We start from the raw sequence: 15,315 nt of genomic DNA, 5'->3' as shown, positions 1-15,315 counted from the left end.
GCCATCCGCCAACTGGGTGATAGCCTCTACCAGCGTCAGGATGGCGCTGTACACCGCAATACGAAAGCCGGTGGGGTAGGCATCGTTGGTGGACTGGCACTTGTTCAGATGATCGTTAGGGTTGAGATACTGGTATTCACCTTTGTTATGGCCCATCAGCTCCAGGCCAATATTGGCCAGCACTTCGTTGGTGTTCATGTTCACCGAGGTGCCCGCGCCGCCCTGATACACATCAACCGGGAACTGATCCATGCATTTGCCGTTGTTCAACACTTCATCGCAGGCACGGATAATAGTATCGGCAATTGGGCGGGGAATGGTTTTCAGCTCGCGGTTTGCCAGGGCAGCGGCTTTTTTGACCATCACCATGCCACGCACGAATTCGGGGATATCGCTGATTTTGTGGTTGCTGATGTAAAAATTTTCAATTGCCCGCAGGGTGTGAATGCCATAGTAGGCATCGGCGGGAACTTCACGGGTACCTAACAGGTCTTCTTCAATACGGATGTTGTCTGACATGAGAGCCTTCTCTTGAATCCTGCAACTTGATGAGAACGCGTTTTGCTAACCACCTTGGTGTTAACAAAAAAGCGTGTTAACAAATAATCGTGCCAATAAATGCGAGTTATTATCACGATGGTGTTACCACAAAATGTATCACCACAGGCAACAGTCGCAGAACGATTGACCATAACTGCCTCCGCTGGGGTGATGATATATTGTATAGAATCCCAAAAGCGTAGTTTCGATCACTCAATGAAGATGTGTAATTAATAAAGTAAATAAATTGTGATAGTCGTCACTCGTGATTATTGCGAAATGAAATTTTCTGCCTACAGGTTGAAAATGCTCGCTTGCGCTACCACTTCATTAAATTATAAGGGTTGATGTTGGATCTCTGGTGATATGTCTTCATGATGGCCGGATGCACAACAGATGACGGCAGGCTGTGAGTCATGCAGGCATCGATCGTATTAGTCCTTTTTATAACAATCAGTTAAATAAATCAGGAGAATCCAGTGCGCTGGTTACCGCTATTCCTACTCTTTCTTTTTGCCTACATTGAAATTTCGCTGTTCATCCGCGTTGCGGAAGTACTGGGCGTCGCGGTGACGTTGCTGCTGGTGGTATTCACCTCCTGTATTGGCGTTTCTCTGGTGCGCAATCAGGGCGTAAAAACGTTTATTCAGATGCAGCAGAAAATCGCGGCGGGAGAGAGTCCTGCGGCGGAAATGGTCAAAAGCGTATCGCTGGTGTTGGCGGGCTTTTTGCTGCTGCTGCCCGGTTTTTTCACTGACTTCCTTGGATTGCTGCTGTTGTTGCCTCCGGTGCAAAAGCGGTTGACGGTCAAACTGATGCCTCATCTGCACATTTGGCGCGACATCGTCCGGCAGTAACGGCAATACCTTTGACGGTGAGTTTTACCGCAAAGATGACGATCGCAAAAATCTCGAGCATAAAGACGATCAAGACAAATGATACTGATTGAGAAAAAGATATTAACTGTATGTTTTATATATTTTTTTATTTCATCTCGTCAGAATTTCATCACTATCGCAAAAAAAATCCTTTTTCTCCCTTGAAGGGAAGCGAATCGTCCCCACTTAGAAATTCACAAGGCGGGTATGAGAATGTACCCGGCGTTAATCCCAAACTGATATGGACTTTCTCAAAGGAGAGCTATCAATGAAAATTCGTCCATTGCATGACCGCGTAATCGTCAAGCGTAAAGAAGTCGAGTCCAAATCTGCTGGCGGTATTGTTCTGACCGGTTCTGCTGCGGCTAAATCTACCCGTGGTGAAGTACTGACAGTGGGCCATGGCCGCATTCTGGAAAACGGCGACGTAAAACCGCTGGATGTGAAAGTTGGCGATATCGTCATTTTCAATGATGGCTATGGCGTGAAAGCCGAGAAGATCGACAACGAAGAAGTCCTGATCATGTCTGAAAGCGACATCCTGGCGATTGTTGAAGCGTAATCATCTGAATCGAACGAATTTAAGGGAAATAAACCATGGCAGCTAAAGACGTAAAATTCGGCAATGACGCGCGCGTAAAAATGCTGCGCGGTGTGAACGTTCTTGCTAACGCAGTAAAAGTGACTTTAGGCCCGAAAGGCCGCAACGTCGTTCTGGATAAATCTTTTGGTTCTCCGATCATTACCAAAGACGGCGTGTCCGTAGCGCGTGAAATCGAGCTGGAAGACAAGTTCGAAAACATGGGCGCTCAGATGGTGAAAGAAGTGGCCTCCAAAGCGAACGACGCAGCGGGCGACGGCACCACCACGGCAACCGTACTGGCACAGGCTATCGTAAACGAAGGTCTGAAGGCCGTTGCCGCAGGCATGAACCCGATGGATCTGAAACGCGGTATCGATAAAGCGGTTATCGCTGCGGTTGAAGAACTGAAAAAACTGTCCGTCCCTTGCGCTGACACCAAAGCCATTGCTCAGGTCGGTACCATCTCTGCTAACTCTGATGACACAGTGGGTAAATTGATCGCTGAAGCCATGGAGAAAGTGGGCAAAGAAGGTGTTATCACCGTAGAAGAAGGCTCCGGCTTACAAGATGAACTGGCCGTTGTGGAAGGGATGCAGTTCGATCGCGGCTATCTCTCCCCGTATTTCATCAACAAACCTGAAACCGGTTCTGTTGAGCTGGAAAGCCCGTTCATCCTGCTGGCTGACAAAAAGATCTCCAACATCCGTGAAATGCTGCCGGTACTGGAAGCCGTTGCCAAAGCAGGCAAACCGCTGCTGATCATCGCAGAAGATGTTGAAGGCGAAGCGCTGGCGACGCTGGTGGTGAACACCATGCGCGGTATCGTTAAAGTTGCCGCTGTGAAAGCACCGGGCTTTGGCGATCGTCGTAAAGCCATGCTGCAAGATATCGCTACCCTGACTGCGGGTACCGTTATCTCTGAAGAGATCGGTCTGGAACTGGAAAAAGCCACTCTGGAAGATCTGGGTCAGGCAAAACGCGTTGTGATCAACAAAGACACCACCATCATCATCGACGGTGTGGGTGATGAAGTGGTTATTCAAGGTCGTGTTGGTCAGATTCGTCAGCAGATCGAAGACGCAACGTCTGATTACGATCGCGAAAAACTGCAAGAGCGCGTTGCCAAACTGGCAGGCGGCGTTGCGGTTATCAAGGTCGGCGCAGCCACCGAAGTGGAAATGAAAGAGAAGAAAGCACGCGTTGAAGATGCGCTGCACGCGACTCGTGCTGCCGTTGAAGAAGGCGTGGTTGCCGGTGGTGGCGTAGCGCTGATTCGCGTAGCCAATGCCATTCGCAGTCTGCAAGCTGAAAACGAAGATCAGAACGTGGGTATTCGTGTTGCGCTGCGTGCCATGGAAGCTCCGCTGCGTCAAATCGTGGAAAATGCCGGTGAAGAACCTTCCGTTGTGGCTAACAACGTGAAAGCAGGCGAAGGTAACTACGGTTACAACGCTGCAACAGAAGTTTACGGCAACATGATCGACATGGGTATTCTGGATCCGACCAAAGTGACCCGTTCTGCACTGCAATATGCAGCATCCATTGCTGGCCTGATGATCACCACCGAATGTATGGTGACCGAGTTGCCGAAAGAAGATAAAGGCGACTTAGGTGCTGCTGGCGGTATGGGCGGTATGGGCGGTATGGGCGGTATGGGCGGTATGGGCGGTATGATGTAATCAACGCCGGGCACTCGCGCGTTTCGCTGAGGCCCGGATGAGTGACATCAACACGCTTTTACGCTCAACATGAACACTATCTGGTATATCACCAGATAGTGTTTTTTTATGTCCCGTTTTTGTCTTTTTTCTGTGCAAGCTGCGATCAAATTTTGCCAACGCGCTGTCAAAAATTAAAAAAATGTTATCATATTGCGCACCCAACGGTGGCGGGGTGTGCCGAGGCGTGATGTTTGTGCGCTACAATACGTGCCGCGTTATGTATTCAAACCCGGCGAGCAAGACTGACACCACGGGCGTGAGTGATGAGAGCGCAACATATCGAAACGGTATTTTTGCCATCTTCATGCACCGCCAGCCACCATTGGAGTAGGGATATGCCCGATGCAGCGCTAACACTGCTGCGCAACATAGAATGGTTGCACGCGACCGATTGGTTAAAAGAAACGCCGATGGTGTTGCCATCCCCTGTCGATACCTGGCTGAAAGAAACCGGTTCGATGACGCAGCGGCTGGAACGACATTGCACACAGTTGACGGTGGTACCGTACTATCATGGTTACACTGCGACTGAGATGCTGGGTGATGAACAGCGCGAGTTACCAGACAGCGCGCGTTATTGGTTGCGAGAGGTGATAATCTACGGTGATGGACAGCCCTGGGTGGCCGCCAGAACCTTGATTCCGCCTTCAGCCCTTGACACCTCTGTGTCGGCGTTGACAACGCTTGGTGATACACCGCTCGGGCGCTATCTGTTTAAACAGGATTCCCTGCAACGCGATTACATTCACATTGGGCGCTGTGAAAACCTGTGGGCTCGGCGATCCCGTTTGCGTTTGTTTAATCAGCCAATACTGCTGACAGAATTGTTTTTGCCCTCGTCGCCTGCATATCATTTTCAAGGCGTTGAACGGGGTAACCGTTAAGGAGAAATGACGTTGGAAAGAAGTATGACAGCGGGAAAATGGGGCGCTTATTGTCGGTTAATGCGAATTGATAAGCCGATTGGTTCCCTGCTGTTGCTCTGGCCAACCCTCTGGGCATTATGGCTGGCGGGCGGTGGCGTGCCAAGCCCGTGGACGCTGTTGGTCTTCGTTGCGGGCGTATTTCTGATGCGCGCGGCAGGCTGTGTTATCAATGATTACGCTGACCGCCATTTTGATGGGCATGTAAAACGCACCGCGTCTCGTCCCTTACCCAGCGGCTTGGTGAGCGAGCAATCGGCAAAAGTGCTGTTTGTTATTCTGGTGCTGATGGCGTTTGCTCTGGTGCTGACATTGAATCGCATGACCATTTGGCTCTCCGTAGCAGCGTTGGCATTGGCATGGATATACCCCTTCATGAAACGCGTCAGCCACCTGCCACAGTTTGTGTTGGGCGCGGCGTTCGGCTGGTCGATCCCCATGGCGTATGCCGCAGTCAGCGAATCCCTGCCCGCAAGCGCCTGGATCATGTTTTTAGCCTACATCTGCTGGACCGTCGCCTATGACACACAATATGCCATGGTCGATCGCGATGATGACCTCAAGATTGGCATCAAATCCACCGCCATTCTGTTCGGGCGTTTTGATACCTTGATCATCGGCTTGTTGCAGGCGAGCATGCTGGCGTTGATGGTGGTGCTAGGCATGCAGATGAAGCTGGGGGCGGCATTTTACCTCACGGTACTGATGGCGGGTGGTCTGTTCGGCTATCAGCAATGGCTAACCGCCAGGCGTGAGCGTGATGCTTGTTTCCGTGCGTTCCACAACAATAACTTTGTGGGCATGGTGTTGTTTGCGGGGATTGTGCTGGGGCTGTGATGGTCCCCGGCATCACACATGGAGTGTGATGCCGGAGTAAAGCGGCAATAAACCGCGCAGTAGCGCAACACTACGCTTGCGCTACTTCCTGCTTTTCGTCTTCCAATTCTGCGCTGGCCGGTGTGCTGGCACTTTCAATCGTCAACCGAACTTCCGGTGTGATCAAATCGCTAAGAATGCGGTAGAGCTCCAAGGTATTGCGCGTATCCACGCTGCTGCTGTCGCTGATGTAACCTTCTTGGCGCAGCGTGGCAACCAGCGTTGAGAACACGGCCTTATCGAAGAACTCAGGCGCATTGATGCCATGCAGCACGGACAGGCGCTGCGCCATATTGCGGCTCTCTTTCTCCAACGTACCGCGGTTCATTTCCGGGTTAGCACCGAGTAATGACAGCGTAATCGCGTAGCGTTGCAGGGTTTCCCGCACGCCGGCAGCCAGCAGTTGGAGCGTGCGAATGCGCAGCGGGTTCAGCACCAGCGCATCTTGCTTGATGACAATCAGTTCTTGACGCACCAGTTCTGCGGTCAACGTTTCAATGACGGCAGGCAGTGCCTCTTTACTGTAATGCAAGAACAGTTCGGCTTGAATTAACGGGTAAATCAATGACATCTGTCGTGTTAACTCATCCGGCGTGATCCTTCCACAGTGCATGACAATGCTGGCAATCATCGATGGCAATACCAGCAAGTGCTTGATATTATTGATATAATATGTCATCAACACAGCCTGTTCACGCGGCAGAATGATGATCTCACCAATATTGTCTTGCTCGACTTCGAATTTGTTCATTGCCAGCGCGTGTTCCAGCAGTTCCGGCGCAGTCTTTTTCGGCGCAGTGACATCTTTGCTGTAAGGCACGTTGCGCAGCAGTTGCAAATAGCAGTCCAGTTGCTCATGCATTTGCTCACGGGTTAGCGCGCGCTGACGTGACGCCAGCAGAGCCGTGGAGCACAGGTTCATGGCGTTGGCGGCGGCGGCATTGTTAATGCGCACCATGATGATATCGGCAATATCCTGCACGGTAGGCGTGAGCCAGGTAGGTCGCTGCGCTTCAATCGGATCGATAGCTTCACGCCACTGCGGTACATGGTGGTTGAGGTAAGGCGTCAGCGACAGCGGCTCGCCAAAATTTACATAGCCTTGCCCCAGATTGCGCAGTTTGCGTAATCCGCGCACCATTTGCATGAAGCCTTCTTTCTCTTTGGTGGCACCGCGCAGCTCTTTCGCATAGGTGCCCACTTCCATCACATGCTCATAACCCACATAAATCGGCACCAGCGTGATGGGGCGGGTACCGCCGCGCAGCATCGCCTGAAGGGTCATGGCCAGCGTGCCGGTCTTGGGCTCCAGCAAACGACCCGTGCGCGAACGCCCCCCTTCCATAAAGTACTCAACGGAGTAGCCGCGAGAGAACAGCTCGCCGAGATATTCACGGAAGATGGTGGAGTAGAGCTTGTTGCCCTTGAAGGTACGGCGAATAAAGAAAGCACCCAGACGGCGGAAAATCGGGCCTGCGGGCCAGAAATTCAGGTTGATACCGGCTGCGATATGGGGAGGAACCAGACCTTGATGATACAGCACATAGGAAAGCAGCAGGTAGTCCATGTGACTACGGTGGCAAGGTACGTAAACCAGTTCATGGCCATCCTGCGCCAACTGGCGTACGCGTTCGGCATTATGTACGTTGATGCCTTGATACAGGCGGTTCCAGGTCCAGCTCAGAATGCGATCGGAAAGCCGCACGGCCTCATAAGAGAAGTCCGCTGCGATCTCTTCCATCAGAGCGATGGCATTTTGCTGCGCTTTTTCATGGGAGATTTTCTTGCTGCGCGCCTCATCTTCAACGGCTTTCTTGATGGCCTTGGAGTCCAGCAGCTTATGGAATAACTCCTGACGTACTGGCAAACGCGGGCCAACGGCGGCCAGACGCTGACGGGCAAAGTGCATGCGGGCGACACGCGCCAGTTTGTGCTCTATGGTTTTGTCAGTGCCGTGTTCGGTTGCCATATGGCGCAGCGACACGATGCTGGAGAAGCGCACAAAGCTGTCGCGTCCCAGCCAGAGCACCGCAAAGAATTTCTCAATGCCGTTCAACAGACGCAGATGCGGCGTCGCGCCGTGCTGTCCTTCTCGGCCCGGAGAGCGGCCAAACATGACAGAAACGGGCACCATCTGTACATCGACATAGGGATTGTTGCGGTGCAGATCCAGATAATCATGGAACAGTTTGACGGATTCCTGCTTGGGCGTGTAATAGCGGAACACGCGCGGGTCATCGTTAATAAACACGTGGCTGGGCAGTGATACACCGTCAATTTCAGTGGGTTCCAGCGGATCGGGCAGTTCTAACGCTTGGCATTTTGTGCGCAGCGTCAGTAAATCCGCCTGTGAGTTATAGGGCAGCACATAAAGGATGGGGCGAGACGAATCTAGCCCTAACTCCGCCACGGGATCGTTAGGAATTATCTTGCTTTTCACTAACAATTTAAGTGGGAAATTCAGTAATTTATAGTAAATTTTACGCCAGCCGGACATAACAACCAGAAGCCTCTTGAGTAGCAATGCGCCGCAAGGATACCAGAAAGTACACGGGAGATCTGTGGTGTGAGACAACGGTGTTACGGGAAAATTGCAAAAAATCTCTGATAAACGGGTGAAAAAACATGAATAAGGCTACCGGGGTAACTCGGATTATCAAAGCAACCGGGTACTCTCTCAAAGGGCTGAAACAGGCATGGCAGCACGAAGCCGCATTTCGGCAAGAACTGATGCTGCTGGTCGTAGCGGTGCTGGTCGCGTGTTGGCTCCCCGTGTCACTGTTAGAGCGGCTATTGCTGATTGGTGTGGTGGTGGTGGTAGTGCTGATGGAGTTAGTCAACAGCGCGATTGAGGCGGTTGTCGATCGCGTGGGGACGGAGCACCATGAACTCTCCGGGCGCGCCAAGGATATCGGATCGGCGGCCGTGTTTGTAGCTTTGGTCTTTGCTGCCGTTGTCTGGGTGAGCATTCTCTGGCCGCTCGTGCTGGGGTGATTTCAGCATGATTTTGGGGCAAAGCTCATAAAAACACGGGTATTTGCCTCTCTGTCATTCCCAAGCCGCGATGACCTGTATATACTCACAGGTAAACTGTATAAACAACCAGGGGGCGGGATGAAAGCATTAACAACCAGACAGCAGCAGGTCTATGATCTGATTCGCGATCATATTGCGCAGTCCGGCATGCCGCCAACGCGTGCCGAGATTGCCCAGCAACTGGGTTTCCGTTCACCGAACGCGGCGGAGGAGCATCTGAAGGCGCTGGCGCGTAAAGACGTGATTGAAATTGTCTCCGGCGCATCACGCGGTATCCGTCTGCTGATGGAAGATGAAAATGCTGGCCTGCCGCTGATTGGGCGTGTTGCTGCGGGTGAACCGCTGCTGGCACAAGAGCACATCGAGTGCCACTATCAGGTCGATCCGGCCATGTTCAAACCGCATGCAGACTTTCTGCTGCGCGTCAGCGGTATGTCGATGAAAGACATCGGGATACTGGACGGTGACTTGCTTGCCGTGCATAAAACGCAAGAGGTGCGTAATGGCCAGGTGGTGGTGGCGCGCATTGAAGATGAAGTGACGGTTAAGCGCTTGAAGCGTCAAGGTAATACCGTACAACTTCTGGCGGAAAATGAGGCCTTGTCTCCCATCGTGGTTGATTTGCGTGAGCAGAGCTTCAGTATTGAAGGGCTGGCCGTCGGTGTTATCCGCAACGGTGAGTGGAGCTAAACGCTGTTAGCCGACAGGGCGTTTCTTTCAGGGAAAGCATTGTCGGTGACGTGATTCCCTCTCAGCTCAACGACCGGGTTTTGCATTCTTGATGGGCACAGTATGGTCGTGGTGACAGTGCCCATGTTCACGGCAATCAGCCACTTCCTGACAGGCTTCGCACAGGCCGTGTGCCTCGACCACGCTGTGACGCAGCGTGAAATTGGCGCTTTGTGCCAATTGCTGAAGAATGGCTTCAATGCCTTCCGTCTGACGCTCCGTAACTTGCCCGCAGCGATCGCAAATAAACAGCGCTGAAGTATGGCTATGCTCTTCAATGTGGTGACACATGACATAGCTGTTGGTCGATTCCACACGATGGATAAACCCTTGCTCCAGCAGAAAATCCAGTGCGCGATATACGGTAGGGGGTTTGGCTTGCGGTTCTGAGGCGCGCAGCAGATCCAAAAGATCGTAAGCACTGATCGCGCCGTGTTGCTGAGCCATCAGCCGAAGCACTTCGAGTCTCTGTGGCGTAAGGCGCACGTTGCGCTTTTGGCAAATACTTTCCGCCTGGGCAAGGAGTTTGTCTTGGTCGCTTGAATCCATTGGCCTGATCCTACCGCATGATGATGAACATGTTGTTCATCTTACCATGTAAGGTGCGGATCGCGCTGTGATAATCCATCAGTAGGTCGAATGCACCTCAGGCCACCAGATCGATAAGCAGCGCGCGCAGCGGGGCTTTGGCGCGGATAGTCAGCTGTTTTTCCTGCTGAATGAAGGCGCCGTCTCCACACTGTAACATCGTTGCGTTCTCTTGCGGCGTCATGGCTTCCATCGCACCGTGAATCACCTGAAAATAGGCGCGGTTGCCGTTGAGCGTAAACGTGTGTTGTTCACCTTCGTCCAATTGCAGATGGTGTACCCAAACCTGCTGGCGAAGTTGCAAGCTGCCGTTTTCACCTTCCGGTGAGGCGAGCAGTTTAACCTTTGCATCGCACAGTGCAAGCCGTTGCAGTGCGCTGTTTTCCCGTGACGGGCAGGCATTGAACCACAGTTGCAAACGTGTCAGCGGCGTTGTATCGCTGATGCTGTGCTCGCTGTAGCTTACCGCAGGCTGTGCGGCCAATAACAGAACGTCGCCCGCCTTTGCGCGGATATGGCCCCCGTTGCTGTCGCGATATTCCGCTTCACCTTGCAGCAGAATATTTAAAATATCGACCTGCGGGTAGGTGCGTGGCTGAAATGCCGAGCCTGGCTTGAGGACTTCCTGATTCAATACGCGCAGTGAGTCAAAGCCTAACAGCTCAGGATCGAAATAATGGCCGAAGGAGAAGGTGTAGCGCGCTTGCAGCCAGCCGTAGTCAGCTTGACCGCACTGTTCCGCTGTTCTGCATATGATCATGGTTCTGCACCTCAAAAATTACACTAAACAAATAGTAATTGTGTGGACGTTGGATTGTTAGCTAGTTAATCTGGTGGGTATATTCAAAATTCCTGAATGAGTGAATAAATGGCAAAAGAACGGGCATTAACGCTGGAAGCGCTGCGAGTGATGGACGCCATCGATCGCCGTGGCAGCTTTGCGGCGGCGGCTGATGAGCTGGGGCGCGTGCCGTCGGCGCTGAGCTATACCATGCAGAAGCTGGAAGAAGAACTCGACGTCGTGCTTTTTGATCGCTCAGGGCATCGCACAAAATTTACCAACGTGGGGGGCGTATGTTGCTCGAACGGGGAAGAATCCTGCTTGAAGCCGCCGATAAACTGACCACCGATGCGGAAGCGCTGGCGCGTGGCTGGGAAACCCGTATCACTATCGTCGTTGAAGCGCTGATCCCTACTGAGAAACTGTTTCCCCTGCTGGATAAGCTGGCGCTGAAGGCCAATACCCAGGTGTCATTGCTGACCGAGGTGCTGGCCGGTGCCTGGGAGCGTTTAGAGCAGGGGCGGGCCGATATCGTGATTGCCCCTGATATGCACTTTCGCGCCTCTTCCGAAGTGAATACGCGCAAGCTATACACCATGAACAACGTTTACGTCGCCAGCCCGGATCACCCTATTCATCAGGAGCCTGAGCCGCTGTCGGATGTGACGCGCATTAAATATCGCGGGATTGCCGTGGCGGATACCGCGCGTGAACGCCCGGTATTGACCGTGCAACTGTTGGATAAGCAGCAGCGTTTAACGGTAAGTTCTATTGATGCTAAACGCCGCGCGCTGTTGGCGGGATTGGGCGTTGCCACCATGCCGATGGTTGCCAGGGATATTGCTGAAGGGCGATTGAGGGTTGTCAGCCCGGAATATTCCATGGAGAGCCAGATTATCATGGCCTGGCGTCGTGACAGCATGGGCGAGGCAAAATCCTGGTTCTTGCGCGAATTGCCCAAAGCGCTGAACCAGGCGTGATGTGATGCTCGCGACTATCTTTTGCTGATTAATCCGTCCGCTGATTAAACCTGTCGCGCCCGTGCGGCGCACTCAGGTCGTTTTCTGGCCCGATGGAAATAATGCCGTGCGGATTGATTGTACCGTGGCTGCGGTAGTAGTGATGGCGGATATGCGGGATGTTCACGGTATCTGCAATGCCGGGGATTTGGTAAATATCGCGCAGGAAACTGAACAGATTCGGGTAGTCGGCCAGCCGACGTTTGTCACACTTGAAATGGGTATGATAAACCGGATCGAAACGCAGTAACGTGGTCCACAGACGAATATCCGCTTCGGTCACTGCGTTGCCTGTCAGGTAACGCTGCTGCGCCAGACGGACCTCCAGCGTGTCCAATGCCTCAAATACGCCATTGACCGCCTCATCATAGGCGCTTTGTGAGGTCGCAAATCCCGCTTTGTATACGCCGTTATTGATGGCGGGGTAAATCCATTCGTTTAACGCATCAATCTGCGTGCGAAGCGCCTCCGGATAGTAATCGCCGGGCGTTGCCCCCAAGCCATCAAACGCCGAATTAAACATGCGGATAATATCGGCGGATTCATTACTGACGATGGTGTGGCGCGCTTTGTCCCACAGTACCGGAACGGTAACGCGTCCGCTGTAATCGACATTGGCATGCAGGTAGAGCTGATAGAGAAATTCGTGCTGATAGAGCGAGTCACCGGTGGTGTCAGGAAAATCGATGCCGAAAGTCCAGCCATGATCCAACATCAACGGATGCACCACAGATACACCGATGTGTTCCTGTAACCCTTTAAGCTGACGCATGATCAAGGTGCGGTGCGCCCAGGGGCAGGCGAGCGAAACATAGAGGTGATAACGGTTGGTTTGGGCCTCGAAGCCACCTTCGCCCGTGACGCCCGGTGTGCCATCTTGGGTTATCCAGTGGCGAAACTGTGCAGTGGTACGTTTGAAGTGACCGCCTGTCTTGCTGGTGTCATACCAGGTATCGTGCCATACGCCATCGATTAGTTGTCCCATGGGTCCTCCATCATCAATGTAAAAACCAGGGCGCAGAGTACTGCGCCGCTGGTGCGAGAGGTTATGCCTGGTGTTGGCATCAAACTACGGTGTTACCACTTTTTATTCAAAATACGGTCGATGTGAAAGCGCCCGGGCCCGTTACTGCCAGCAGCAGATAGCCGCCTGCGATGGTCAGGTTTTTCAGGAACATCAACTGGTTTACACCTTCGGCAAAGTTAGTGTGAAACAGTAGGGCGGTCAGCAGCGTGAATCCAGCGGTGAAAAGGGCTACGGTGCGAGTCAGAAGACCAAATAGCACCGCCAGGCCACCGCCCAGCTCCAGCAGAATGGTTAGCGGCAGCAGAAACGTCGGAACACCCATGGCCTGCATGTATTGCGCGGTGCCCGCATAGGCATCACCCAGTTTGCCGTAACCTGCCACGATGAACAGGATTGGCATAAAGATGCGAGCGATAAGCAGCGCTGTATTTTCTAAATTTTTCATCATTTGTCTCCAAGGAAAAGGGGGCTGGCAACAAGTCTGTATGCCGCGCTACAGCAGGATATCTCTGGGGATATCATCTGCACATCCGGTATGGAGCAAATACTATGGGGGAAACGGTTTGGATTCCAGCGAGTTAAATTGTCTGTTTTTTTCAGAAAATCTGAATATGTGCGTGCGGTCTGAGATGTTTAGCGGGGCGACAGCGTTTTGCGCAGCAGCTTGAGTGTTCCCAGCAAGCCAATGCCGCGTCTGGCCCAGTGAATCAGCCGGTTTGGGTGGCGTACGCCATACAGCGCGGCAGCGCCGGAAGCGAGAAGCCAGTAGCGACGCCAGGCCATGATGCGCAGCCAGTAACCATCGTAGGGCGCTGTTTTTTCCAGCCACGCTCGTCTTTCATAAATCACATCAATACGCTGCTGTTCTATTTGGCGTAACAGTCGGGCTTTTTCTTCCTGACGCTGCTGACGATTCATTTTTCCTCCTCTTCCAGCAGCGCTCTGTCAGTGCGAAGCTCTTTACGCGTAGCTTTGAGCAGCGTGGCACGACGTGCTTTCATGAGTGTCCACAGGCCGATAATTAGTGCCAGGCCGAGCAGCGTGGCAGTGATCCAGGCCAATGCTAACAACCGGTATTCTGGCTCCAGACCCAAAATAATCAGTGCAATCAGGCTCATCAGGCCGAATGCAGCGAAAATAAGAGTGAGCCCGGTGAGCAGCAGCAGTTGGAACAGATGATTCTTTTCTTCTTCTAACTCAATGACAACCAGACGCAGGCGCGTTTCCACAATGCCGACAAGCAGCGTCAGGATACGCTGCGCTGAAGCAATAGCCCCGCTAGCGGGGCCCTGTCGTTGTTTTTCGGTCATAAAAGGTTAATGAACTCCCGTCAATCAGCGGCGTGCGAGCAGAACGCCCAGCACAACCCCTACCGCAGCACCGATACCCACGCCGGTCCACGGGTTCTGCCGAACATAGTCATCCGCGTAATCCGCTGCTTCTTTGGTCTGGTTCACGATACGTTCGCCGGTTTCACTCAATCGTGAGCGTGTGTCCTTCAATGCGCTTTCCGCTTTGCTGCGTAATTTTTCCAATTCCGCTTTGGATTTATCGCTTGAGGAGTTCAAGACTTCTTCCAGGGTATCCGCCAGTGATTTCAACTCGTTGCGCAACAGTTCAGATTGTTGATCTTTAGCCACGATTAACTCCTTTTCGATAAATAAGGAGTATTAACTATAGCTCAACTTTTACGATTGGAATGGCGGAGTGGGACGAGATAATTCTGATAAGCTGCTGTAAGCGCTGGGTAATCCCATAGAATGCGCCCAACCTGGGTTGGTGAACAGGGGCTGGGTGCGATCAAGACAAGCGAAATCTGATGGGTTATTGCCCACCGGCAGCGGCGATCTCCTGCTGGGCTGCATGCAACTCTTTCTGGGCTTCGGCGAGTTTGTCCTGACGTTTTTGAATCTTGTCCGCATCGGCGCCGGATTGCTGGCTTTCACGTAATTCTGCTTTTCGCTCCGCGACTTTGGCTTGTTTCTCCGCCAGATTTTGCTGGCGTTTGACTCGCAGGTCGTCATCCTGACAGTACGTTTGCACATTACGCAGCGCCGTTTCCAGGCCTTGAATCTGGCCTGCGTTACGGTGCTGACGAGCCTGCGCCAACTGCTGTTCGATATCATAGGCTTTGGCTGCACAGGTGTCTGCTGGCGGCACTTTTGCGTCAGCGGCATAGGCATTGATGGCGGCGAATGCCAGACTTGCGATAATAACTCCACGTAAAACGGCTACTTTTTTCATATCATCCTCACCCAAGTGTTGCGGTCTTTTGCGTCAGCTTTTGCCGCCAGAAAGGAACGGGTTTAGGCGGCTGCTGAGTGATGATTTTTGCCTGCGGAAACGAGGACCGAAGTGTTTCACGCGCGGCAAAGGTTTGCTCCGATGACGCCAGTCTGACGATCAGGCTGTCCGGCGCAGGGGTAATGCTTTTGATGGCGATACCACGCTCATTAAGACGCTGGTAAACGTAAAAACCATCAGGGAGCGGCGCACCCTGATGGTGAGGAAAAATGTGCAGCAGCGTTTCATCCTGTTGACGGCTCGGTGACTGGGTCAGCAGGATAATCGGCAGCATCACCAGGATCATCATGCGCCAGATAGCTTTCAGATA

General features: G+C 52.7%; 16 protein-coding genes and 3 pseudogenes. 8 read left to right on the top strand and 11 right to left on the bottom strand.

Annotated elements, in window-relative coordinates:
- Positions 1–519, bottom strand: a 519-nt coding sequence (locus ACTBDZ_RS03630) for a lyase family protein (protein WP_438814278.1), incomplete at its 3' end; no start/stop codon positions are given.
- A gap of 500 nt (positions 520–1,019) precedes the next feature.
- On the opposite strand from ACTBDZ_RS03630, the pseudogene ACTBDZ_RS03625 reads away from it, so the two are divergent.
- From ACTBDZ_RS03625 to ubiA, 5 genes and pseudogenes are all read left to right on the top strand, one after another.
- Positions 1,020–1,479 (top strand): annotated as a pseudogene (locus tag ACTBDZ_RS03625) (FxsA family protein).
- Between the two features lie 207 nt (positions 1,480–1,686).
- Entirely contained in the window at positions 1,687–1,980 is a 294-nt protein-coding gene (locus ACTBDZ_RS03620; RefSeq protein ID WP_438814277.1) for a co-chaperone GroES, read from the top strand.
- 35 nt (positions 1,981–2,015) lie between these two features.
- Complete coding sequence (gene groL, locus ACTBDZ_RS03615; protein ID WP_438814276.1) at positions 2,016–3,680, top strand: chaperonin GroEL; 1,665 nt, start codon at positions 2,016–2,018, stop codon at positions 3,678–3,680.
- 377 nt (positions 3,681–4,057) lie between these two features.
- On the top strand, positions 4,058–4,606 hold the full coding sequence (gene ubiC, locus ACTBDZ_RS03610) for a chorismate lyase (RefSeq protein ID WP_438814281.1): 549 nt from the start codon (positions 4,058–4,060) through the stop codon (positions 4,604–4,606).
- 24 nt (positions 4,607–4,630) lie between these two features.
- A complete protein-coding gene (gene ubiA, locus ACTBDZ_RS03605) occupies positions 4,631–5,482 on the top strand; it encodes a 4-hydroxybenzoate octaprenyltransferase (RefSeq protein WP_438814275.1) in 852 nt (283 codons plus the stop codon).
- A gap of 70 nt (positions 5,483–5,552) precedes the next feature.
- Here ubiA and plsB read toward each other — a convergent pair whose 3' ends face one another.
- Positions 5,553–8,018, bottom strand: a complete 2,466-nt coding sequence (plsB, locus tag ACTBDZ_RS03600; RefSeq protein ID WP_438814274.1) for a glycerol-3-phosphate 1-O-acyltransferase PlsB — start codon at positions 8,016–8,018, stop codon at positions 5,553–5,555.
- 128 nt (positions 8,019–8,146) lie between these two features.
- Between plsB and ACTBDZ_RS03595 the strand changes: the two genes are divergently transcribed.
- Together ACTBDZ_RS03595 and lexA are read left to right on the top strand one after the other, a co-directional pair.
- A complete protein-coding gene (locus ACTBDZ_RS03595; protein ID WP_438814273.1) occupies positions 8,147–8,515 on the top strand; it encodes a diacylglycerol kinase in 369 nt (122 codons plus the stop codon).
- Positions 8,516–8,635: 120 nt separating this feature from the next.
- Positions 8,636–9,247 carry a transcriptional repressor LexA gene (gene lexA, locus ACTBDZ_RS03590; protein WP_438814272.1) on the top strand — a complete coding sequence of 204 codons (612 nt, stop codon included), beginning with the start codon at positions 8,636–8,638 and terminating at the stop codon, positions 9,245–9,247.
- Between the two features lie 66 nt (positions 9,248–9,313).
- Here lexA and zur read toward each other — a convergent pair whose 3' ends face one another.
- Complete coding sequence (gene zur, locus ACTBDZ_RS03585) at positions 9,314–9,835, bottom strand: zinc uptake transcriptional repressor Zur (protein WP_438814271.1); 522 nt, start codon at positions 9,833–9,835, stop codon at positions 9,314–9,316.
- A 97-nt stretch (positions 9,836–9,932) separates the two neighbouring features.
- A complete protein-coding gene (locus ACTBDZ_RS03580; protein ID WP_438814270.1) occupies positions 9,933–10,634 on the bottom strand; it encodes a pirin family protein in 702 nt (233 codons plus the stop codon).
- 108 nt (positions 10,635–10,742) lie between these two features.
- Between ACTBDZ_RS03580 and ACTBDZ_RS03575 the strand changes: the two are divergent.
- Positions 10,743–11,635: pseudogene (locus tag ACTBDZ_RS03575) on the top strand (LysR family transcriptional regulator).
- A 28-nt stretch (positions 11,636–11,663) separates the two neighbouring features.
- Here the strand turns inward: ACTBDZ_RS03575 and ACTBDZ_RS03570 are convergent.
- The 7 genes and pseudogenes from ACTBDZ_RS03570 to mzrA form a co-directional block, all read right to left on the bottom strand.
- Positions 11,664–12,659, bottom strand: coding sequence for a glutathione S-transferase family protein (locus ACTBDZ_RS03570; protein ID WP_438814269.1), 996 nt, complete (start codon positions 12,657–12,659; stop codon positions 11,664–11,666).
- Between the two features lie 92 nt (positions 12,660–12,751).
- Positions 12,752–13,146, bottom strand: a pseudogene (locus tag ACTBDZ_RS03565) (DoxX family protein).
- 188 nt (positions 13,147–13,334) lie between these two features.
- Complete coding sequence (locus tag ACTBDZ_RS03560) at positions 13,335–13,619, bottom strand: YqjK-like family protein (RefSeq protein ID WP_438814268.1); 285 nt, start codon at positions 13,617–13,619, stop codon at positions 13,335–13,337.
- Entirely contained in the window at positions 13,616–14,011 is a 396-nt protein-coding gene (locus ACTBDZ_RS03555; protein ID WP_438814267.1) for a phage holin family protein, read from the bottom strand. The genes ACTBDZ_RS03560 and ACTBDZ_RS03555 overlap by 4 nt, the downstream gene beginning before the upstream one ends.
- Before the next feature lie 24 nt (positions 14,012–14,035).
- Positions 14,036–14,341, bottom strand: a complete 306-nt coding sequence (locus ACTBDZ_RS03550; RefSeq protein ID WP_222159365.1) for a DUF883 family protein — start codon at positions 14,339–14,341, stop codon at positions 14,036–14,038.
- 184 nt (positions 14,342–14,525) lie between these two features.
- On the bottom strand, positions 14,526–14,945 hold the full coding sequence (locus ACTBDZ_RS03545; protein ID WP_438814266.1) for a DUF1090 domain-containing protein: 420 nt from the start codon (positions 14,943–14,945) through the stop codon (positions 14,526–14,528).
- A gap of 7 nt (positions 14,946–14,952) precedes the next feature.
- Positions 14,953–15,294, bottom strand: a complete 342-nt coding sequence (mzrA, locus tag ACTBDZ_RS03540) for an EnvZ/OmpR regulon moderator MzrA (protein ID WP_438814280.1) — start codon at positions 15,292–15,294, stop codon at positions 14,953–14,955.
- Between the last annotated feature and the right edge of the window lie 21 nt (positions 15,295–15,315).

It is taken from the genome of Symbiopectobacterium sp., from assembly GCF_051710365.1.
Taxonomy (GTDB): domain Bacteria; phylum Pseudomonadota; class Gammaproteobacteria; order Enterobacterales; family Enterobacteriaceae; genus Symbiopectobacterium.
The sequence above is the reverse complement of the archived record's forward strand: the minus strand, read 5'-3'. Positions and strand labels throughout refer to the sequence as shown.

Excerpts from the sequence above, each read along its gene's own strand:
- ACTBDZ_RS03570 (WP_438814269.1), bottom strand. The coding sequence starts at position 12,659 with ATGGGACAACTAATCGATGGCGTATGGCACGATACCTGGTATGACACC.
- mzrA (WP_438814280.1), bottom strand. The coding sequence starts at position 15,294 with ATGATGATCCTGGTGATGCTGCCGATTATCCTGCTGACCCAGTCACCG.
- plsB (WP_438814274.1), bottom strand. The coding sequence starts at position 8,018 with ATGTCCGGCTGGCGTAAAATTTACTATAAATTACTGAATTTCCCACTT.
- ACTBDZ_RS03555 (WP_438814267.1), bottom strand. The coding sequence starts at position 14,011 with ATGACCGAAAAACAACGACAGGGCCCCGCTAGCGGGGCTATTGCTTCA.
- ACTBDZ_RS03580 (WP_438814270.1), bottom strand. The coding sequence starts at position 10,634 with ATGATCATATGCAGAACAGCGGAACAGTGCGGTCAAGCTGACTACGGC.
- ACTBDZ_RS03620 (WP_438814277.1), top strand. The coding sequence starts at position 1,687 with ATGAAAATTCGTCCATTGCATGACCGCGTAATCGTCAAGCGTAAAGAA.
- ACTBDZ_RS03595 (WP_438814273.1), top strand. The coding sequence starts at position 8,147 with ATGAATAAGGCTACCGGGGTAACTCGGATTATCAAAGCAACCGGGTAC.
- zur (WP_438814271.1), bottom strand. The coding sequence starts at position 9,835 with ATGGATTCAAGCGACCAAGACAAACTCCTTGCCCAGGCGGAAAGTATT.
- lexA (WP_438814272.1), top strand. The coding sequence starts at position 8,636 with ATGAAAGCATTAACAACCAGACAGCAGCAGGTCTATGATCTGATTCGC.
- groL (WP_438814276.1), top strand. The coding sequence starts at position 2,016 with ATGGCAGCTAAAGACGTAAAATTCGGCAATGACGCGCGCGTAAAAATG.
- ACTBDZ_RS03560 (WP_438814268.1), bottom strand. The coding sequence starts at position 13,619 with ATGAATCGTCAGCAGCGTCAGGAAGAAAAAGCCCGACTGTTACGCCAA.
- ACTBDZ_RS03545 (WP_438814266.1), bottom strand. The coding sequence starts at position 14,945 with ATGAAAAAAGTAGCCGTTTTACGTGGAGTTATTATCGCAAGTCTGGCA.
- ubiA (WP_438814275.1), top strand. The coding sequence starts at position 4,631 with ATGACAGCGGGAAAATGGGGCGCTTATTGTCGGTTAATGCGAATTGAT.
- ubiC (WP_438814281.1), top strand. The coding sequence starts at position 4,058 with ATGCCCGATGCAGCGCTAACACTGCTGCGCAACATAGAATGGTTGCAC.